Below are 21,761 nucleotides of genomic sequence, written 5' to 3'. Positions count from 1 at the left end.
CGCCGAGGCGCGTTGCGATTGTGTCGCGTCTTGGGAGGCTGGCGGTTCGCGGCCATGCCACGCGCTCTGCAATTGGCCCCGCCGGCCGGGGGGGAGGACCGGCGGGGCCGTAGCTTTGCGAGATCCGGCGAGCGGGGGGGCATTGGTGCCGGGTCTCGAAGGGCATAACGGCGTGACGGGTGAAAAGCTCCCGCGCCGCCGGTGATTTTCTTGCGCCGGAATGGCGGTGGTGGCGGCGGCCTCGGTCATTCCCCAAGCGCGAACCGTGCCATGCGCCGCCGGATGGGACGCGGTGACCGCGCAAGCCTGGGTCTGGTGCGGCCTTCGTCCCTGCGCTGTGCGGCGCTTTCTCCTGTCCGCGCGTCCCGCGATCCGGGGCGTCCGGATCGGCTGGGCCGGTGGTGCAAGCGCGGCGCGTGTCACTCCGCTGCTCGAGCAAAGCCACTATCCGCGTGTGTTAGGTCGTGAACTCATAAACGGCCGCTCTTCGCGAAGCGGCGGAAGCGCGTATCTTGGTGGATAGCGCTCGGGCTGCTTTCGGGATCGGTAAGCGGACGTTCAAGCAGCCGCTTGGCGAAATCCCACGCCATCACAATGGTGAGCTATGGTCGCTCGCGCCGTTCAATAACAACGCGACCAAGCCGACTGCGTGCTCTTTCCAATTTGGTCCGGGCCTTATGGTCCCGACGCCGACGATTGCGCGCAATAGGTCGAGTGGAGGGATCGTGATGCGGAGCGTGGCGTCATGGTTCACCGCCTCGACGAGCTTAGTGATCGGCGGCGAGAGCAGGGCCGGTGTGCCGCTATAGAGCGGCTCCGGACCTCCGATCAGTGTTCCCAGCGCTTCTCCGATGTCGTGCTTGGTCTCGACGAAATCGATAAAAAGGTGAAGCCAAGCCCGCAAGGCGGGGACCGGCTCCATAGTTTCAGCGAACCTCGTTCCGGCCTGAGCCAAGGCGTCAATTTCTTGCCTATAAACGGCTTCGATCAGGGCGTCACGCGTGGGATAGTGACGGTATAGCGTCCCTATTCCGACGCCCGCTTGGCGGGCGATGTGTTCAAGGCTTGCGGAGGCGCCAGCCTCGGTAAAAACCTGCTTGGCGACCGCAAGGAGCCGCTCCCTGTTTCTCTCGCCATCGGCCCGAGGCCGGCGTTTCTGAGCAGTGGCGCGGTCTTCTGTCACATCACACCTTGATATCCGGAGGCAACCTCCGTAAATGAACCGGAGGCCCCCTCCATCTAGCGATCATCGAGGGCGTTTCAATCTGTTTGCTCGTTTCCGCAGGAGATCAACGCATGTTCAGCGATACCGCCGCCCAGCTTGTTCATGTGCGCAGCGCCGGCCTTGACGAGAAGGTCGCGTACCTTCTGGACTATATCGCTATCTCCGACCTCGTGCAGCGCTATGGCCAATCAACGGACGCACACGATTTTGAGAAGCTTCGGACCTGCTATGGCGACACGATCGAAGTCGATCACGAACCGACGATTGGCATGGGACGCATGACGGTCTCGGCAGACAAGTGGTGCAAGCTGGCTGACAAGTTTCACAGTCAGCTAGACGGCGACGAACATATCATGATCCCACAGAGCATAGTTATCGACGGCGACACTGCGTCATGCCATGTGTTGATGCACGCCAGCCACTATTATCGCGCGGCGAATGGTAGCCCGAACCAGACACTCATTGGCGGGTACGATCTTAAGTTCCATCGTACTGGCTCGGGGTGGAAGATCGCTGAGTCTGTTCAGACGGTTGGGTGGGCCGAGGGGAACTGGCAGTTTCATCATGAGATCGCCGCATCGCTCGGCGAACCAGATCTGAGCTAGGCGCTAATCGCTTCATCTAGCCCTCGCTCTCGCATCACGGTGGCCTGTCGCCTATCGGGACGAGTTCGCTTTAGCTTCTATGTCCACTTGTGGGGCGGTAGCGGTCCGTCCGCTTTATGAGTCTACGGCCTCGTACAGAAGGCGGCCAGCACGCCGCTCTCCGCCGCGCGCCGGCGCGGATCGGTGGGTCGATGGTGCTGGTCCGCTAGGCATCCCAGGCGCGGCTCGTCCGCAAGGGCTGTGCCGGAGGTGCAAGCGCGGCTCGTGTCGCTCCGCTGCTCCAGCCGGCCGGCTGTCACCAGCGGGGGGGCAGAGCCCGACCAGCGCGCGCCCATCCTGTCGCCGCCCCCCGCGTGCAGGCGCCCATCGATGGTCCGCCGCTTGGCCTGGGCTGGTGCGGCGCCGTCATCACCGAAGCGCGGGGATGGCAGGGTTCGGCACAGTCTCCGTCTCGAGATGCGCGCCCGACGCCGGCCGGCGCGTCGCGACCGCCGTCCGCGCCTGGCCAGGGGATCGACCATCGGCAAGGCTCTGTCACGCGCGACGGACTGGATGGCGGAGGCCGCGCCCGACGCCAGCACGCCAGCGTGGCGGCGCGCCACGGTGCGGGCGCCGCCGCCGCGTCGCGGCGACCGCCCGGTCGCCCCCTCGTCTCGAACGCGGATCGCGTGGCGGCGCGTCGCGTCGCGTGACTGCGCGCGCCGCCACGCCTTGCCGGCCATGTCGCGCGCCGGTCGAGGCGCGGGCGGCCGGCGTCGTGAAAGGCGATGCCGGGGACCGCAACGGCTGGCCAGCAGGCCCCGGCTTGATTAGGGTTATGGCTGCGAAACGATAGGCTTAGCTGGTGGGCCAGCGGCCTGTCGCGTCGCGCACGCCGCAGGGTCGAAAGGAATCGCGATGAGCACCATCACCACCACCGACGGCATCACCCTCTTCTACAAGGATTGGGGGCCGCGCGAGGCGCAGCCGATCATGTTCCATCATGGCTGGCCGCTCAGCGCCGACGATTGGGACGCGCAGATGCTCTTCTTCCTGGGCGAGGGCTATCGCGTGATCGCGCATGATCGGCGCGGCCATGGCCGCTCCAGTCAGACGGATACGGGCAATGAGATGGACAGCTACGCCGCCGACGTGGCCGCGCTCGCCGCGCATCTCGATCTCAAGAACGCCGTGCATATCGGCCACTCCACCGGCGGCGGCGAGGTCGCGCATTATGTCGCGCGCGCCACGCCGGGCCGGGTCGCCAAGGCGGTGCTGATCGGCGCGGTGCCGCCGGTGATGGTCAAGAGCGAGGCCAATCCCGGCGGCCTGCCGATCGAGGTGTTCGACGGCTTCCGCGCGGCGCTCGCCGCCGATCGCGCGCAATTCTTCCTCGATGTGCCGAGCGGGCCCTTTTACGGCTTCAACCGCCCGGGCACGCCGCTCATCGAAGGCGTGGTGCGCAACTGGTGGCGCCAGGGCATGATGGGCGGCGCCAAGGCCCATTATGATTGCATCAAGGCCTTTTCCGAAACCGACTTCACCGAGGATCTCAAGGCGATCGACGTGCCCGTGCTGGTGCTGCACGGCGAGGACGACCAGATCGTGCCGATCGACGATTCGGCGCGCATCGCCATCACCCTGCTCAAGCACGGCACGATCAAGACCTATCCGGGCTTCCCCCATGGCATGGCGACCACCCATGCCGATGTCATCAACGCCGATCTGCTCGCCTTCATCCGCGGCTGAGCATCAGGGGCCGGCGCGCGGCCGCGTCGGCCCCTGATCCACCGTCCCGCCGCGCGCCAGAACCGCCGCCAGCATGGGCGCGGCGTGAGTCCCCCTGTCTAGACTTGGCGGGCCAGATCGCGCGCCGCCTCCGCGCCCCGCCCCGGCGCCGCTTCCCGCGTACCTTATGCGAAACATATGCGATCGTCGGGAATCGCTCTCGCAATCCAATCCGGCGCGGCTCTACTTGAGCCTCCTCGCGAGGCGGGCCGTCGAGGGTCGGCGGCCGCGCTCGCCGGGGGTACAAGATGAAGCGTCTCTTCCTTGCCGCGTCCGCGCTCACGGCCTTGGCCGCGCCGGGCGCCGCCACCGCCGCCGATGCCGGCCCCTTCACCATCAGCGGCTCGGCCGCGCTGGTGAGCGACTATCGTCTGCGCGGCGTCTCCCAGTCCGACAATCATGCCGCCGTCCAGGGCGGCATCACCGTGGCGCATCAAAGCGGGCTCTATGCCGGCTTCTGGAGCTCCAGCCTGGCCGGCTGGGGCAGCTTCGGCGGCGCCAATATGGAGCTGGACCTGATCGGCGGCTATCGCCGCGCCTTGTCCGATGCCGCGACGCTCGATGTCGGGCTGACCTGGTATCTCTATCCCGGCGGCGCGGACCGGAGCGACTATGCCGAGCCCTATGTGAAGCTCGGCGGCACGCGCGGGCCGCTCACGCTCACCGGCAGCGTCGCCTATGCGCCGCCGCAGCAGGCGCTCGGGCGCTGGTATCGCACCGGCGCCGAGGCCGCCGCCGGCGTCTACAGCCATCCCGGGGACAAGAAGGACAATCTCTACCTCGCCGCCGACGGCGCGCTGGCGCTGCCGAACCTGCCGATCACCGCCAAGGCGCATATCGGCCACAGCCACGGCAATGACGGGCTCGGCCCCAACGCCACCAGCGCCGCGCCGACGGGCGACTATTGGGACTGGTCGCTCGGCGGCGAGGCGCATTGGAAGCAGCTGACGCTCGGCCTCGCCTGGATCGACACCGATATCAGCCGCCGCGACTCCGCCTATCTCCAGCCCGCCTTCAGCCAGGGCCAGGATGGCCGCGGCAGCATCGCCGGCAGCCGCGTGGTCGGCACGCTCACCGCCGGTTTCTGATCGCCCCGCAATGGCCAGCAAAGGAAACGCTTATGCAGGATCTGCTCTGGCTCGCCGTGATGGCGGGCCTCACCGCCGCCACGCTCGCCTATGTCCGCCTCTGCGACCATGCCTGAGGAGGCCGGCATGACCCTCGATCTCTGGCTCGCCGCGCTCGTCGCGCTCGGCCTCATCGCCTATCTCGTCGCCGTGCTGATGCGGCCCGAGCGCTTCTGAAGGAGCGGACGCATGACCATTCAGGGCTGGCTGCTCATCGCCGCCTTTCTCGCCATCCTGCTCGCCCTCACCAAGCCGGTGGGGCTGTGGCTGTTCGCGCTGTACGAGGGGCGGCGGACGCCGCTCCACGCGCTGCTCGGCCCGGTCGAGCGGGGCTTCTACCGGCTCGCCGGGATCGATCCGGACGCCGAGCAGGGCTGGCGCCGCTACGCCATTCACATGCTGCTTTTCAACGCGGCGCTGATGCTCTTCACCTATGCCGTGCTGCGCGGCCAGGCGCTGTTGCCGGGCAATCCGCTCGGGCTCGCCGCCGTACCCGGGCATCTCGCCGCCAACACCGCGATCAGCTTCACCACCAACACCAACTGGCAGAGCTATGCGGGGGAATCGACCATGTCGAACCTGTCGCAGATGCTGGGGCTGACGCTGCACAATTTCCTGTCGGCGGCGACGGGTATCGCGCTGGCCTTTGCGCTGTTCCGCGGCTTCGCCCGGCGCGAGGCCGCGACGATCGGCAATTTCTGGGCCGATTGCACGCGCATCACCCTGTATCTGCTGCTGCCCGTCTCGATCGTCTACGCGCTGTTCCTGATCGCCTGCGGCGTGCCGCAAACGCTCGCGGGCGCGATCGACCTCACCACGCTGGAAGGCGCCAAGCAGAGCCTCGCGCTCGGCCCGGTGGCCAGCCAGGAGGCGATCAAGATGCTGGGCACCAATGGCGGCGGCTTCTTCAACGCCAATAGCGCGCACCCGTTCGAGAACCCGACCGGCCTCACCAACTTCGTGCAGATGCTGTCGATCTTCGTGCTCGGCTTCGGGCTCACCTTCACCTTCGGCAAGGCGGTGAAGGACACGCGCCAGGGCTGGGCGATCCTGGCGGCGATGGTGCTGCTCTTCCTCGCCGGCGTGGCCGTCGCCTATTGGCAGGAAGCGGCGGGCAATCCCGTGCTCCACGGCCTGGGCGTCGCGGGCGGCAATATGGAAGGCAAGGAGGTGCGCTTCGGCGTCGCCGCCTCGGCGCTGTTCGCGGTCGTCACCACCGCCGCCTCGTGCGGCGCGGTCAACGCCATGCACGACAGTTTCACCGCGCTCGGCGGCCTGGTGCCGCTGTTCAACATGCAGCTCGGCGAGGTGGTGGTGGGCGGCGTCGGCGCCGGCATCTACGGCTTTCTGCTGTTCGCGCTGCTGGCGGTGTTCGTCGCCGGCCTGATGGTGGGCCGCACGCCCGAATATGTCGGCAAGAAGATCGAAAGCCGCGAGGTGAAGCTGGCGGTGCTGGCGATCGCGGTGCTGCCGCTCGCCATTCTCGGCCTCACCGCCCTGTCCTCGGTGGTCGCGCCCGGGCTTGCCGGCCCGCTCAACAAGGGTCCGCACGGCTTTGGCGAGATCCTCTACGCCTTCACCAGCGCGGTGGCCAATAACGGCTCGGCCTTTGCGGGGCTCACCGCGAGCACGCCCTATTATGACGGGCTGCTGGGCGTCGCCATGTGGGTGGGGCGCTTCTTCATCATCGTGCCGATGCTGGCGATCGCGGGCGGGCTGGCGGCGAAGAAGCCCGTGCCGCCCTCGGCCGGCTCCTTCCCCACCACCGGCCCGCTCTGGGTCGGCCTGCTGGTCGGCATCATCCTCATTCTCGGCGGCCTTACCTTCCTGCCGAGCCTCGCCCTTGGCCCGATCGCCGATCATCTCGCGATGATCCGCGGCCAGCTGTTCTGACCGGAGCGCCTGTCATGGCCCGCACGTCCCAATCTCTGTTCACCTCGGCGCTGATGCTGCCGGCGGCGGCCGATGCCGTCCGCAAGCTCGATCCGCGCCAGCTCGTCCGCAACCCGGTGATGTTCACCACCGCCGTGGTGGCGGCCTTGCTCACCCTGCTGCTGCTCGTCGGCCATGACGGGCTGGGCACCGGCTTCAAGCTCCAGCTGGTGATCTGGCTGTGGCTGACGGTGCTGTTCGGCACCTTCGCCGAGGCGCTCGCCGAGGGGCGGGGCAAGGCGCAGGCCGCCTCGCTGCGCGCCACCAAGGCCGAGCTTTCGGCCAAGAGGCTGCGGGCCTCGGGCGGGCTCGAGCCGGTGCCCGCCAGCGCGCTGCGGCTGGGCGATGTGGTGCTGGTGGAAACCGGCGATCTCATCCCCTCGGACGGCGAGGTGATCGAGGGCGTCGCCTCGGTCAACGAGGCGGCGATCACCGGCGAAAGCGCGCCCGTGATCCGCGAGGCCGGCGGCGACCGCTCGGCGGTGACGGCGGGCACGCGCGTGCTGTCGGATCAGATCAAGGTCCGCGTCACCGTCAATCCCGGCCAGGGCTTTCTCGATCGCATGATCGCGCTGGTCGAGGGCGCGGAGCGGCAGAAGACGCCCAACGAGATCGCGCTCACCCTGTTGCTGGTGGGACTGACGATCATCTTCCTGATCGCGGTGGCGACGGTGCCGGGCTTCGCCGCCTATGCCGGCGGCAGCATCCCGGTGGCGATCCTGGCGGCGCTGCTCATCACCCTCATCCCCACCACGATCGCCGCGCTGCTCTCGGCGATCGGCATCGCCGGCATGGACCGGCTGGTGCGCTTCAACGTGCTCGCCAAATCGGGCCGCGCGGTGGAGGCGGCGGGCGATGTCGATGTGCTGCTGCTCGACAAGACCGGCACGATCACGATCGGCGATCGCCAGGCGTCGCTGTTCCGGCCGGTGGACGGCACGCTCGAGGCCGAGCTGGCCGAGGCGGCGCTGCTCGCCAGCCTCGCCGACGAGACGCCCGAGGGCCGCTCGATCGTGGCGCTGGCGCGCCAGCAGCATCTCGTGCAGACCACGGTGCTGCCGGCGGGGAGCGAGATCATCCCCTTCACCGCGCAGACGCGCATTTCCGGCGTGCGCGCCGGCGGCGTGCTGATCCAGAAGGGCGCGGTGGATTCGATCCTGCGCGCGCATCCGGGCCTCGGCCAGACCGCCGCCGCCACCGAGCTGCGCCGGATCACGGACGAGATCGCGCGCGCCGGCGGCACGCCACTCGCGGTGGCGCGCGACGGCCGGCTGCTCGGCGCGATCTTCCTCAAGGATGTCGTCAAGGCGGGCATTCGCGAGCGGTTCGGCGCGCTGCGCCAGATGGGCATCCGCACGGTTATGATCACCGGCGACAATCCGCTCACCGCCGCGGCGATCGCCGCCGAGGCGGGGGTTGACGATTTCCTCGCCCAGGCCACCCCGGAGGACAAGTTGGCGCTGATCCGCGACGAGCAGCGCGGCGGCCGGCTGGTGGCGATGTGCGGCGACGGCACCAACGACGCGCCCGCGCTCGCCCAGGCGGATGTCGGCGTGGCGATGAACACCGGCACCCAGGCCGCGCGCGAGGCCGGCAACATGGTGGATCTCGACAGCGACCCGACCAAGCTGATCGAGATCGTGGGGCTCGGCAAACAGCTGCTGATGACGCGCGGCGCGCTCACCACCTTCTCGGTGGCCAATGACGTCGCCAAATATTTCGCCATCATCCCGGCGATGTTCGTGGCCCTGTATCCCGGCCTGGCGGTGCTCAACGTGATGCGGCTGGCCACGCCCGAGAGCGCGATCCTGTCCGCGATCATCTTCAACGCGCTCATCATCCCGCTGCTGGTGCCGCTGGCGCTGCGCGGCGTCGCCTATCGGCCGATGGGGGCGGGGCCGCTGCTGGCGCGCAATCTCGCCGTCTACGGCCTGGGCGGACTCATCGCGCCGTTTGTCGGCATCAAGCTCATCGACCTCGCCGTCACCGGCCTCGGTCTCGCCTGAGGAACGCCATCATGACCAAGGATATCGTCTCCGCTCTGCGGCCCGCGCTGGTGCTCACGCTGCTGTTCGCCTTGCTGCTCGGCATCGTCTATCCTCTCCTGATGACGGGGATCGGACAGACGCTGCTGCCGCGCCAGGCCAATGGCAGCCTGGTGTTCGCGGGCAGCCGCCCGATCGGCTCGGCGCTGATCGGCCAGAGCTTCACCAGCGACCGCTACTTCCACGGCCGGCCCTCGGCGGCGGGCAAGGGCTATGACGGCATGGCCTCGGGCGGCTCCAATCTCGGCCCGGCGGCGCAGGCGCTGGCCGACAGGGTGCGCGGCGATGTCGCGGCGCTGCGGCGCGCGGGCGTGGCCGGCGCCATTCCGGCCGATCTCGTCACCGCCTCGGGCTCGGGCCTCGATCCCGATCTTTCGCCGGATGCGGCGCGCGCCCAGATCGCGCGCGTGGCGCGGGCGCGCGGCCTCGCCCCGGCGCGGCTCGATGCGCTCGTCGCCGCGCAGACCGAGGCGCCGCTCGCCGCGATCCTCGGCGAGCCCCGCGTCAATGTGCTGGCGCTCAACCGCGCGCTCGATCAGCTCGGCCGCGCGCCCTGATGCCGGGCGGCGCCGCGCCCTCGCCCGAGGCCTTGCTGCGCCAGGCGGCGCAGGAGGGCCGCGGGCGGCTCAAAATCTTCCTCGGCGCGGCGCCGGGGGTCGGCAAGACCTATGAGATGCTGACGGACGGACGCGCCCGTCGCCTCGGCGGCGCGGACGTGGTGATCGGCGTGGTGGAGACGCACGGCCGCGCCGAGACCGAGGCGCTGACGCGCGGCTACGAGATCGTGCCGCGTCGCGAGATCGCCTATGAAGGGCAGACGCTGTTCGAGATGGATCTCGACGCCATTCTCGCGCGCGCGCCCCGGCTGGTGCTGGTGGACGAGCTGGCGCACAGCAACGCGCCCGGCAGCCGCCACGCCAAGCGGTACCAGGATGTGGAGGAATTGCTGGACGCGGGGATCGACGTCTATTCCACGGTCAATATCCAGCATGTCGAGAGCCTCAACGACGTGGTCGCCTCCTTCACCCGCGTGCGGGTGCGCGAGACGGTGCCGGATTCGATCCTCGAGGCCGCCGAGATCGAGGTGGTCGACATTCCGCCCGACGAGCTGATCGAGCGGCTCCGCGCCGGCAAGGTCTATCTGCCCGAGGAGGCGACCCGGGCGCTGGCGCATTTCTTCTCCAAGTCCAACCTCTCGGCGTTGCGCGAGCTGGCGCTGCGCCGCGCGGCGCAGGCGGTGGACGCGCAGATGCTCGATCATGTCCGCGCGCTCGGCGTCGGCGGCACCTGGGCGGGCGGCGAACGCATCGTCGTGGCGGTGAGCGAGCAGCCGGGCGGCGAGGGGCTGGTGCGCGCCGCCAAGCGCATCGCCGATGCGCTCCACGCGCCCTGGACGGCGGTCTATGTCGAGACGCCGCGCGCCCAGAGCTTCGATGCCGAGGCGCATCGCCGCATCGCTCAGGCGCTTGCGCTCGCCACCCAGCTCGGCGGGGCGGTGGCGAGCGTCCCCGCGACCCATGTCGTGGAAGGGCTCAAGGCCTTCGCGGCCGAGGCCCGCGCGACCCAGCTGGTGGTGGGCAAATCGGCGCGGTCGCGCTGGTTCGAGCTGCGCCACGGCTCGGTGGTGGACCAGCTGGTGCGCGAGACGCCCGACATGGCGGTGCATGTGCTGCCGATCGCCGCGCCCGCCCCGACGCGCCGCCGCCGGCCGGCCGCGGGCTTGGGCGCCGGCTGGGGCGCGCCGGCGGGCTATGGCTGGACGGCGGCGATGGTGGCGGCGGTGACGGGGGTCGCCACCACGCTCTTCCACATCCTCCAGCTCGGCAATGTCGCGCTGCTCTATCTGCTGCCGGTGATGGCGGCCGCCAGCCTGTTCGGGCTGCGCGCGGGGCTGTTCGCGGGCGTCGCCTCGTCGCTCGCCTATAACTTCTTCTTCCTCCCGCCGACCTGGACGCTGACGATCAGCAATCCCGAGAATGTCGTCTCGGTGTGCGTGCTGCTCGGCGTGGCGGTGGCGACCAGCCAGCTGACCGCGCGGGTGCGCGCCCAGGCCGATCTCGCGGCGGCCAGCGCGCGCGCCAATGCCGCGCTGGCGGGTTTTCTCGGCCGGCTCGGCCCGCTCAACGACAGCCAGGCGCTGGCGCGCGCGATCTGCGAGGAGATCGGGCGGCTGCTCGGCGTCCGCGCGGTGCTGCTCGGCCCCGCGCCCACCGGCGGCGGGCTGGTGGTGGTGGCGGCCAATGTCGCCGATGCGCGGATCGAACCGATGGAGATGGCGGCCGCGCAATGGGCGCTGGACAGCGGCGCGCCGGCCGGGCGCGGATCGGGCACGCTCGCCGCCTCGGAATGGCTGTTCCGGCCGCTGCGCGCGGGCGAGCGCACGCTCGGCGTGATCGGCCTCGCCCGCGAGGATGGCGCCGAGCCGATCCGGTCCGATCAATGGCCGCTGCTCGCCAGCCTGATCGACCAGGCGGCGCTGCTGCTGGAGCGGCTGCGGCTGGAGCGCGACATGCGCGATGTCGACCGGCTGCGCGAGCGCGACCGGCTGCGCGCGGCGCTGCTCTCCTCGGTGAGCCATGATCTGCGCACGCCGCTCACCGCCATTCTCGCCGCCGCCGCCGAACTGGCCCGCGCGCCGAGCCCGGCGCTGATCGGCACCATCACCAGCGAGGCCAACCGCCTCAACCGCTTCGTCGCCAATCTGCTCGACATGGCGCGGGTCGAGGCGGGGGCGCTGACGCTGCGGCTGGAGCCGGTGGATCTGAGCGACGCGGTGGCCGGCGCGGCGCAGGACGCACGCCGCGCGCTCGAGGGCCATGCCATTCGCCTCGAGGTGCCGCCCAATCTGCCGCTGGTGCGGGTCGATCCCCAGCTGCTCCACCATTGCCTGCTCAACCTGCTGGACAATGCCGGCATCTATGGCGCGCCGGGCACGCCGATCGTGGTGCGCGGCACGCACCGTGCCGATCGGCTCATCCTGTCGGTGCTGGACCAGGGGCCGGGCATTCCGCCCGGGCGCGAGGCGGACGTGTTCGAGACTTTCCGCCGACTGGAGGGATCGGACCGCAAGATCGGCGGCACCGGGCTCGGCCTCGCGATCGTCAAGGCCTTTGCCGAAGCGATGGGCATGACGGTGCGCGCCGGCAACCGCGCCGAGGGCGACGGCGCGGAGTTCAGCCTCATCTTCCCCCGCGCGCTGCTGGTGCGCGACGCCGACGGCACCCTGCTGCTGTGACAGCTTGTGTCGCGGGGCGTGTCATCCCTGTAACATAGTTGCTACACCTTTCCGCAATACGCAATATGCCGTCGGAACTCCATTGCGGTGCAGCAATGACTCCGGAAAGTTGCCTCCCGAGTTCACGTCGCATTGGGGGACAAAATGGCGACCAAGGCACTTTTGCACGCAACGATCTGCCTCGCCGCGCTGGCCTTGCCGGCGGCGCTCTCCGCGCAGGCGGTGGATGTCGGGCCGGCGGCGGGCGCGGCGGCGGCGGGCAATGGCGCCGATCCGGGCGAGGCGATCATCGTCACCGGCTCGCGCATCCGGCGCGACCCGCTCGACAATAGCAGCCCCGTGGTGACGCTGGACCAATCCAGCCTCGCCCAGACCGGCCTGAGTTCGGTGGCCGACATTCTCCAGCGTCTGCCCAGCGCGGCGGGCGGTCTCAACACCAAGGCCAATAACAGCGGCAATATCGGCAATCCGCAGGATGGCGGCGGCGTCGGCGCCGGCACCGCCGAAATCGATCTGCGCTACCTGCTGGCCAAGCGCACGCTCGTGCTGGTCGACGGGCTGCGCTATGTTCCGGCGACGGCGGGCAGCGGCATTCCCTCCACCGTCGATCTCAACACCATACCCAACAGCCAGATCGAGCGGATCGAGGTGCTGCAATCGGGCCAGTCGCCGCTCTATGGCTCGGACGCGATCGCGGGCGTGGTAAACATCATCACCAAGGCGAGCCAGACCGGGCTCCGCGCCTCCGCCCAGTTCGGGACCTTCCGCCAGGGCGACGGCCACACCCAGGATTACGATATCAGCTACGGCCTGAAGCATGGCGGCACCACGCTGGTGGCGGGCTTCAGCTATGTGAAGCAGAACAAGGTTTCCACCGCCGACCGGAAGGAATCGCAATTCCCCAATCCCTTCCAGACGAGCTGCACCGATCCGATCGGCGGCTGCTCGTCGGCCTCGGTGAATGGCCGCTTCCTGTTCAACCCCGGCAACCCCACGCTGCCCGCGGGCGGCGCGCTGACCGTGCGCAACCCGCCGCTCACCAGCCGCGGCGTCTATGATCCGACAGGCGTGGGCGGCGATTATCGCACATTCACCAATGCCGACCGCTTCAACTTCTCGCCCTATAACTACTATCTCACGCCGTCGGAGCGGATTGGCGGTTTCGTCAGCCTTAAGCAGGAAGTCGCCTCCAACGTGAACCTGCGTGTCAAGGCGGTGTATAATCGCCGCAACTCGCAGAACCAGGCGGCCTTCCTGCCGTTGTTCGTGGGGCCGGACGCGGGCAATGGCACCTTGCTCGATACCGTCTCGATCGACGCGACCAATCCGTATAATCCGTTCGGCATCACGCTGTCGGCCGGCGGCAACGGCCAGCCCGCCACCTACAGCTATGTCGCGCGACGTCTGGTGGAGGCGGGGCAGCGCACCTACACGCAGCGTGTCGATACCTGGTCGGTCACGACCACGCTCGATGGCAATTTCGATCTGTTCGGGCGCAAATTCTACTGGGACGCCAACGCGGTGTTCGGCCTGAACGATGCCCGTCAGATCTTCACGGGCAATGTCAACGCGGCCAAGGTGCAGCGCGCGCTCGGCCCGCTCGCGCAATGCACCGACGATTGCGTGCCGCTCAACCTGTTCGGCGGACTGGGCTCGATCACGCCGGCGATGCTCAACTACATTTCCTTCGTCGAGAAGGACAAGAGCAGCCAGACCCTGTATGACTATACCGCCAACATCACCGGCGATCTGTTCAAATTGCCCGCCGGCAATGTCGGCATCGCGGTCGGCTATGAGCATCGCATCCAGCGCGGCTCCTTCACCCCCGATCCGCTGATCCAGGCCGGGCTCGGCGCCGATATCCCCGCGCAGGCGGCCAGCGGCAAATATAATAGCGACGAAGTCTATGGTGAGCTGCGCGTGCCGCTGCTCAAGGATGTGCCCGTCTTCCATATGCTGGAGGCGGATGGCGCGGTGCGCCACGCCAGCTATTCCACCAGCGGCAGCAGCACCACCTTCACCGGCACCGGCCTGTGGAAGCCGGCGGAGGATCTGCTGCTCCGCGCCTCCTATGCGGAAGGCTTCCGCGCGCCGGGCCTGGGCGAATTGTTCGGCGCCCAAAGCCGCGCGGACGCGCCGATCAACGATCCCTGCACCAATGTCGCCGGCGCGCGCTGGCAGGCTTCGGAGACGGTGCGCAACAACTGCATCGCCAATGGCGTGCCCGCGAGCGGCAGCTATCAGGAGCCGCAGGGCGGCCAGATCGGCACGCTCACCGGCGGTAATCGCAGCCTCAAGCCGGAAACCTCGCGCACCTGGCTGTTCGGCGGCGTGTTCAGCCCGCACTGGGTGCGCGACAGCGGCTTCGCCAGCCAGCTGAGCCTCGAGGTCAATTATTACGACATCAAGGTGAAGGGCGCGATCGCCGCGATCAACCCGCAGGTGACGCTGAGCCGCTGCGCGGAGCTGGGCGATCCCAGCGCCTGCGCCAATGTGATCCGGACGCCGAGCGGCATCATCTCGCGCGTGATCGGCCTGTTGCAGAATATCGGCAGCATCCGCACCAAGGGCGTGGACCTGACGCTCACCTATCGCTCGCCCCAGACCGGCGTCGGCGCCTTCGGCTTCACGCTCAACGGCAATTATCTCGCCAAATATACCGAGAGCTTCCCCACCGCCGACGGCGCCGCCACGATCAGCTATCGCGGCACCACGCGCGGCTTCCCCGATCAGTCCTATCCCAAGTTCAAGGGCACGGGCGTGCTGAGCTGGTCGCTGGGCGAGTTCGATACGTCCTTCACGGGCCGCTATATTCACCATGTCACCGAGCTGAACGGGGATACGGTGCATGAGCTGAAGGAGCGCTTCTACGGCGACGTGCAGCTCGTCTACACGCCCGGCTTTCTCGACAAGCGCTTCGCCTTCACGCTCGGCGTGATCAACGTGTTCAACACCAAGCCGCCGGCCTGCTATACCTGCACCGGTCCTAATTACGATCCCACCACCTATGACGTGCCGGGCCAGTTCGGGTACGCGCGTATCTCCTTCAAGATGTAGCCTGATGGGCGGCGATCGTGGCCGGGGCCGGTTGCGATCGCCGCCAGCGGCGGGCTATGGCGGGGCCACGGCGCCCGCGCGCGGAGGCGTCGCCCATCCCTCCAGCGCGAGTGCGCCGCATGCAACGCAAGACCTTGACCCGCTTCCTGATCGAGCAGCAGCAGGGGCCCCGGGCCATGCCGCCGCAGCTGCGCCTGCTGATCGAGACGGTGGCGCGCGCCTGCAAGACGATCAGCCACGCCATCTCCAAGGGCGCGCTGGGCGACGTGCTGGGCGAACTCAGCCGCGAGAATATCCAGGGCGAGGTGCAGAAGAAGCTCGACGTGCTCGCCAACGAGCTGCTGCTCGAGGCCAATGAATGGGGCGGCCACCTCGCCGCCATGGCGTCCGAGGAGATGGAGACGCTCCACCGCGTGCCCAACCGCTATCCCAAGGGCGAATATCTGCTGCTGTTCGATCCGATCGACGGCTCCAGCAATATCGATGTCGATATTTCGGTCGGCACCATCTTCTCGGTGCTGAAGGCGCCGGAAAGCGCCAGCGGGCGCGACGTGACCGAGGCCGATTTCCTCCAGCCCGGCGCGCGCCAGATCGCTGCAGGCTATGCCATCTACGGCCCGCAGACGCTGCTGGTGCTGAGCGTCGGCACCGGCGTGTACGAGTTCACGCTGGATCGCGAGATCGGTTCGTGGAAGCTCACCGACGGGCCGATGACCATCCCCGAGCAATATCCCGAATTCGCGATCAACATGTCCAACCGGCGGCAATGGTCGCCCGCCGTGGCGCGCTATGTCGAGGAGCGGGTGACGGGGGCGGCGGGCCCGTGCGGGCGCGACTATAATATGCGCTGGACGGGCTCGATGGTCGCGGACGTGCATCGCATCCTCAAGCGCGGCGGCGTCTTCCTCTATCCCGCCGATCATCGCCAGCCGGGCAAGGCGCGGCTGCGGCTGATGTACGAGGCCAATCCCATGGCCTTTCTGGTCGAGCAGGCGGGCGGCGCCGCCACCGACGGGCGGGTGCGGCTGATGGAGATGGAGCCGGCCGCGCTGCACCAGCGCGTGGGCGTGGTGCTGGGCGATCGCGGCGAGGTGGCGGCGGTCACAGAGGCCGCCATCCTCGCCGAACCGGCCTGACCGGCGATTCGACTCCGACCCCTCGAAATCGTGTCCCGAGGGTCACACCACCGCAAATTTGCGGCGTTGAAAATGCGCGCCATGTAACGAAACATTTCACAAGATTACGGAATTTCTCGGCGTCGCAAAAGTGTAACGAGTTCTACCCCTTTTTGTCGCCATTGGCGCGCTAGCGGCCCCGCATCGCGGCGGTGGGGCCGCGCAAGGGGTCTAGAATGAACCAGAACTATTCCACGCGCCCGCTTCGCGGGGCGGTCTCCACGCGTCTGCGCGCCGCGCTTCCCTTCCTTCTTGCGAGTGCAGCGCTGAGTGCGCCGGCGCTCGCCTTCGCGGCCGCGCCCGACGCCGCCGCCGCGCCGGATGCGGCCGCCGGGGCCGATGCCGAGCCGCTCGGCGAGATCGTCGTCACCGCCACCAAGCGCGAGACCAATCTCCAGCAGACCCCAATCTCCATCTCGGTGCTCAGCGCCCAGACGCTGCGCGATCGCCATGTGCAGAGCCTGCTCGATCTCGCCGACGGCGCGGTGCCGGGGCTGCGCGTCGCCACCTTCGAGGCGCGGCAGAGCGCGCTCACCATCGGCATTCGCGGCATCGTGCCGCTGGATGCCAACCAGCCCGCGCGCGAGCAGGGCGTCGGCATCTATATCGACGGCGTCTATCTCGGCCGCCAGCACGGCCTCAACGCGGCGCTCTTCGATATCGAGCGCGTCGAGGTGCTGAAAGGCCCGCAGGGCACGCTGTTCGGCCGCAACACCGAGGGCGGCGCGCTGAGCCTTGTCAGCCGTGGCCCGAGCGGCCGCTTCGAGGGCCGCGTGACGGGCGGCATCGGCAATTACGGATCGCACAATACCGAGCTGCATCTCGATCTGCCCGAGGTGCATGGCTTCAGCGTAAAACTGGATGGCGTGATCCAGCATCAGGACGCCACCACCAAGAACCCGCTCGAGGGCGCGACCGGGTGGAACTATTATGATCGGAAGGGCATCCGCGCCGCCGTGCGGTGGAAGCCGGTCGACGGCATCACCAACGACTTCTCGTTCGATTACAGCCGCGACAGCAATTCGCCCTTCTACAGCCAGCTGCTCAACGTCAATCCCAATGGCTGCGTCGCCGGGCCGCAGGCCGCCGCGCCCAAGTGCGTGCTGCCGGGCACCCAATATACGACGCTGACCGGGACGGTGAAGCCGACCCTGCCCGGCGTGGTGGTGGAGGGCGACAAGCGCATGACGGTCGCCGATATCGGCGTGCCGCAGCAGCCGAGCGTCGATCGCACCCATGGCTTCACCAACAATCTCAAATGGAGCATCGCCCCGCAGATCGAGCTGCGCTCGATCACCGCGTGGCGCGGCGTGAATGTCGGCCAGTGGGACAATAGCGGCGGCGCGCACCGCGTGCCCGTGGTCGCGCCGGGCTGCGCCACCACCGCGTGCAATTTCAGCCGCTACAGCCTCGCCAATCTGAACCAGACCCAGTTCAGCCAGGAGTTCCAGGCGGTCGGCACGATCAGCCGCTTCGATTATGTGGCCGGCCTCTATTATTTCAACGAACATGTGCGCGACGATGCTGCCACGCCCAATTCCAACGCGATCACCGGCTATGTCACGCCCGGCCAGACCAGCGGCTATCAATATGTGATCCTCGATCCGTGCCGCGGCTCGGGCGGGTTCGGCTCGCAGACCGAGTGCCGCTCCACCGACCGCGCCTCGCGGGTGCGCTCGCGCAGCTATGCCGTCTATGGCCAGGTGACGTGGAACGCGACCGACGCGATCCACCTCACCGCCGGCGGCCGCTACACGCACGACAAGAAGCAGGGCGAGCTGCTGATGTCGCGCAACATCGATTACGCGCTGCGCCCGGACATCGCCGCCGCCAACGGCTATCGCCCGCTCGATGCCAGCTGGAACCGCTTCAACCCGATGGTCACGCTCGCCTATGACGTGAGCAACGACGTGCATGTCTACGCCAAATATGCGACCGGCTATCGCGCCGGCGGCGCCAGCTCGCGCACGTCCAACTATCAGGCGTTCAATCCGGAGGATGTGCGCTCCTACGAAGTCGGCATGAAGACCGATTTCTGGGGCCATCGCGGCCGCTTCAACGTTGCCGGCTACATCATGGACCGCGATGACAGCCAGGTCGATATCAGCTCGATCCAGACGACGGCGACGGGCAATTTCAACAATCTCGTGACGATCAATGCGCCCGGCACCACCAAGATCCGGGGTGTCGAGGCCGATCTGACGCTGCGTCCGGTGGACGGGCTGACGCTGAGCGCCTCCTATGCCTATACCTATACCAAGATCCCGCTGGTGCCGATCACGGTCAATGCGGGCGGCGTCAGCTACACCACGTTGCAGCGCTTCTACATCGTCTTCACGCCGCGCAACGCGGCGAGCGGATCGATCGATTATGAGCTGCCCATGCCGATGGTGAGCGACGGCGCCAAGCTGCGCTTCCATATCGACGGCAATTACGCGCAGGCGACGCAGACCTTCGACCAGTTCGCCACCAAGGCGGACTCGTCCTTCATCGCCAATGCCCGGCTCGCGCTGGCCGATATCAATGTCGGGCGGGGCGATACGCGGCTGACGGCGAGCGTCTGGGTGCGCAACCTGTTCGATCGCGCCTATGTGTATCGCCGCGATCCCTCGAACAGCCTGCCCGGCGCGCCGACCACCAGCGCGACCACGGCGAGCGTCAACAACATCCTCGGGGACTACGGCAATTTCAACGCGCCGCGGACCTTCGGCGGCGAGATCAGCCTGCGCTTCTAAGCGGGCCGAACCGGATGGGAGCCGACCCCGCTCCCAGGCCGGCGCGGCCACCCCGAACCTGCACGGACGCGCCGGCGCCCGATCCAGCCGTCCCGCCGCCGCCTAGCGGTCGTCGGGGCGGCTGGTGACGGTGAGGCCGCCCAGCACCACATTGCCATCCAGCCGCCACACCGAGAGCCGATGCGCCCCCGCGGCGACATGCGGCAGGCGCAGGTGAAGATCGCGCCGGTTCTCGATCACCGCGCGCGTCCAGGCGCGCTGCGCCGCCGTCGCCGGATCGTCGGGCGAGGGCGTCAGCCGATCCTCCAGCACCGCCACCGGCCCATCGTCCAGCGACACGCCGGTGCGCAGCACGCCCGCGCCGCTGGTGTCGAGCGTCGGCACCAAAGTCAGCCCGATGTCGACCGGCCCGTCGCGCGCGACGCGGATGGCATAGTCGAGCCGCATCCCGTCCGCCGGCCGGGTCGGCGCGCGGCCCTGGGGCAGACTGGTCACCGCGCCGCGCCCCGATCCGAGATGCGGGATCACCGCCCAGCGCAGACCCGCCGCGCCTTCGGCGCCGACATAGTCCGCCGCTTCGATATGCAGCGTGTCGGGATCGGGCGCGGGGAGCGTGGCGAAGCGGATCGGCGGCACCGGCCCGGCGGCGGCGATGCGCGTCACCGCCGGCATGATCTGGCGCGCCGGCTCCTGCCAGCCGGTATAGCCGATATGCGTCTGGCGCATCATGCCGTCCCATTTGCCGCCGCGCAGCGCGTGATAGGCGCGGGTCAGCGCCTGATCCTCGGCAAAGGCCGCCTCCGCCCGATCGGCGAAGACATTGGCGCGCGGATCGCCGGCGCCGGCGAGACGGTGGTTCCACGCGACCGCATAATAGAGGCGGTAGAGCGTCGCCATCGCCCGCACCGGATGCTCCACCAGTTCGAAATAGGCGTCGCGCTGATCGGCCGCGAGGTGCGTGCGGACCCGCGCCACATCGCGCTCGAGCCGCGTCCAGGTCTCGACCGCGCGGCCGAAGGCGCCGCCGTCCAGACGCGTCGCGGTCTGGCCGCCGAGCGGGAAGCTGTCGGGATCGAGCAGCTCGGGCTTGCGGAGCGCCACGCCTTGGCCATAGCGGGTCAGGAGCGCGCCGATCGCGGCGGCCTGGCCTGGCCCGAAGGCGGCGGCCGCCCAGTCGCGCGGAAAGGCCTGCATCGCCGCCAGCGTCATCGCGTCCGGATCCCAGGCCTGGCGGAGGAAGAAGCTGAGCGGATATTCCATCGGCTTCAGATCGCCAACATTGACGATCCAGGCGGCGCGCGCGTTCGCCTGATAGGCGAGGTCCATCTGCTGCCAGATCTTCTCGATGGCGTTGGTGTTGATCCACTTATAGTTGCGCGGCGCGCCGACATAGTCGAAATGATAATAGATGCCGTAGCCGCCGGGATGATGATCGCCTGCCGCCGGCAGGCGCCGCAGCTGCCCCCAATTATCGTCCGAAAAGAGCAGGATCACGTCGTCGGGCACGCGCATCCCATGATCGTAATAATCCTGCACCTCCTTGTAGAGCGCCCAGATCTGCGGCGTCTCGGCGGCGGGGCGGCCGGTCACGTCGGCGATGATCGCGCGCTGGTCGGCCACGATCTTTTCGAGCAGCGCCGTGGCGGTGCCTCCGCCCATCGCCTCGTCGCCATCGCCGCGCATGCCGATGGTGACGAGGCTGTCATAGGCCCGGCCGCCGCCCTTGCTCATCATCCGGGCGATGCCGCCGCGCCAGAAGGCGCGGAGATTGGCGCCGTTCCGCGTATAATCCCAGGGGCCGCCGGTGGTGAGGCCGGGCTGCGGGCGGTGCCATTCGGCCTGCGCGCGCATCATCGGCTCGTGATGCGAGCTGCCGATGACGATGCCCATTGCATCGGCGAGGCGGCCATTCTCGGGATCGTCCTGGTGGAAGGCCTTGCCCCACATGGCGGGCCAGAAATAATTGCCCATCAACCGCAGTTCCAGCTCGAAGACATGGCGGTACATGCGCGCATTGACGCCGCCGAACCGCGCCTTGGCCCAGCCGCTGAAGCTCGGATCCTCGTCGTTGATGAAGAAGCCGCGATAGCGGACCTTGGGCTGGTCGCGCCGCGCGCCGGGGGTGATGTCCAGCCGGCGGTGCCGCGCCACCGGCACATCGGCGAACCAGTACCAGGGCGATACGCCGATCCGCGCGCTCAGATCATAGGTGCCGAACACCGCGCCGCGGCGGTCGCTGCCGATCACCACCAGCGCGCGCGGCACGCCGGGCAGCGGATGCTCCACCACGATCTGGCGATAGGCCTCCCACTGGCCGGCCAGATCCTCCGCCGCGATCTTGCGCGCGGCGATCAGCCGGTCGAGCATCGGGCTTTGTCCGCGCACGCCGATCAGCACCACCGGGCCGTGCGCGCGCGCGGGATCGTCGATCAGCGTGGCGCGCCGCCCGCCGACCCGGCCGAGATCCTCGGCGAAGCTGGTCGCGGCCTGGCGCACCGCCGGATCGGCGTTCGCGTCGATCAGCACCGTGGCCGGGCGACCGGGGCGGATCAGCGCGAAGCCGCCCGCGACCGGATGCGTGCACACGGCGATCGGCGCCGCGCAGCCCTTATCCGCCGCCGCCGTCGCTGGCGCGGCCGAGGCGATCGCGAGCACCAGCGCCAGCGGGGCACCTGCGGACCGGCGGATCGAACCGCGATTGAGCATAGATCCTCTCCCTGTCCTTGGTAGCGATACCACCGCGCCGCGCTGCGCGGCGGCGATCCCGCCGCGCATGGCCGCACCCGGAGCACGGCTCGGCTCGTCGCGCGGCAAAGCTCCAAAAGCTGATCTAAGACAATGCAACCAAAGGACATGAT

General features: G+C 68.6%; 13 protein-coding genes. 11 read left to right on the top strand and 2 right to left on the bottom strand.

Annotation, left to right across the window (positions count from 1 at the left end; translation table 11 throughout):
* Positions 1–589: 589 nt before the first annotated feature.
* The gene (locus tag LHA26_RS18765) at positions 590–1,183 is read right to left on the bottom strand and encodes a TetR/AcrR family transcriptional regulator (protein WP_252168612.1); all 594 of its coding nucleotides are present in this window, start codon (positions 1,181–1,183) and stop codon (positions 590–592) included.
* 113 nt (positions 1,184–1,296) lie between these two features.
* On the opposite strand from LHA26_RS18765, the gene LHA26_RS18760 reads away from it, so the two are divergent.
* The 11 genes from LHA26_RS18760 to LHA26_RS18705 all read left to right on the top strand — a co-directional run bounded on the left by LHA26_RS18760 (position 1,297) and on the right by LHA26_RS18705 (position 18,903).
* Positions 1,297–1,830, top strand: a complete 534-nt coding sequence (locus tag LHA26_RS18760) for a nuclear transport factor 2 family protein (RefSeq protein WP_252168611.1) — start codon at positions 1,297–1,299, stop codon at positions 1,828–1,830.
* Between the two features lie 897 nt (positions 1,831–2,727).
* Positions 2,728–3,558: an alpha/beta fold hydrolase gene (locus LHA26_RS18755; RefSeq protein WP_252168610.1), complete on the top strand. Its 831-nt coding sequence runs from the start codon at positions 2,728–2,730 to the stop codon at positions 3,556–3,558.
* Positions 3,559–3,845: 287 nt separating this feature from the next.
* On the top strand, positions 3,846–4,685 hold the full coding sequence (locus LHA26_RS18750; protein WP_252168609.1) for a TorF family putative porin: 840 nt from the start codon (positions 3,846–3,848) through the stop codon (positions 4,683–4,685).
* Between the two features lie 126 nt (positions 4,686–4,811).
* A complete protein-coding gene (kdpF, locus tag LHA26_RS18745) occupies positions 4,812–4,901 on the top strand; it encodes a K(+)-transporting ATPase subunit F (protein ID WP_252168608.1) in 90 nt (29 codons plus the stop codon).
* Positions 4,902–4,913: 12 nt separating this feature from the next.
* On the top strand, positions 4,914–6,617 hold the full coding sequence (gene kdpA / locus LHA26_RS18740) for a potassium-transporting ATPase subunit KdpA (RefSeq protein WP_252168607.1): 1,704 nt from the start codon (positions 4,914–4,916) through the stop codon (positions 6,615–6,617).
* Positions 6,618–6,631: 14 nt separating this feature from the next.
* The gene (kdpB, locus tag LHA26_RS18735) at positions 6,632–8,662 is read left to right on the top strand and encodes a potassium-transporting ATPase subunit KdpB (RefSeq protein ID WP_252168606.1); all 2,031 of its coding nucleotides are present in this window, start codon (positions 6,632–6,634) and stop codon (positions 8,660–8,662) included.
* 11 nt (positions 8,663–8,673) lie between these two features.
* Positions 8,674–9,258: a potassium-transporting ATPase subunit KdpC gene (gene kdpC, locus LHA26_RS18730; RefSeq protein WP_252168605.1), complete on the top strand. Its 585-nt coding sequence runs from the start codon at positions 8,674–8,676 to the stop codon at positions 9,256–9,258.
* Entirely contained in the window at positions 9,258–11,936 is a 2,679-nt protein-coding gene (locus LHA26_RS18725) for a DUF4118 domain-containing protein (protein ID WP_252168604.1), read from the top strand. Before kdpC ends, LHA26_RS18725 begins: the two co-directional genes overlap by 1 nt.
* A gap of 144 nt (positions 11,937–12,080) precedes the next feature.
* On the top strand, positions 12,081–14,993 hold the full coding sequence (locus LHA26_RS18715) for a TonB-dependent receptor domain-containing protein (protein ID WP_302898086.1): 2,913 nt from the start codon (positions 12,081–12,083) through the stop codon (positions 14,991–14,993).
* A gap of 119 nt (positions 14,994–15,112) precedes the next feature.
* Positions 15,113–16,129: a class 1 fructose-bisphosphatase gene (locus LHA26_RS18710; RefSeq protein ID WP_252168603.1), complete on the top strand. Its 1,017-nt coding sequence runs from the start codon at positions 15,113–15,115 to the stop codon at positions 16,127–16,129.
* Positions 16,130–16,344: 215 nt separating this feature from the next.
* Positions 16,345–18,903 (top strand): TonB-dependent receptor, encoded by a 2,559-nt coding sequence (locus LHA26_RS18705; RefSeq protein WP_252168602.1) that lies wholly within the window; start codon positions 16,345–16,347, stop codon positions 18,901–18,903.
* A 102-nt stretch (positions 18,904–19,005) separates the two neighbouring features.
* Here LHA26_RS18705 and LHA26_RS18700 read toward each other — a convergent pair whose 3' ends face one another.
* Positions 19,006–21,609: a glycosyl hydrolase 115 family protein gene (locus tag LHA26_RS18700; protein WP_252168601.1), complete on the bottom strand. Its 2,604-nt coding sequence runs from the start codon at positions 21,607–21,609 to the stop codon at positions 19,006–19,008.
* Positions 21,610–21,761 lie beyond the last annotated feature (152 nt).

The sequence above is a fragment of the Sphingomonas morindae genome (assembly GCF_023822065.1).
Classification (GTDB): Bacteria; Pseudomonadota; Alphaproteobacteria; order Sphingomonadales; family Sphingomonadaceae; genus Solisphingomonas; species Solisphingomonas morindae.
This window is presented reverse-complemented; position numbering and strand designations above follow the sequence as displayed.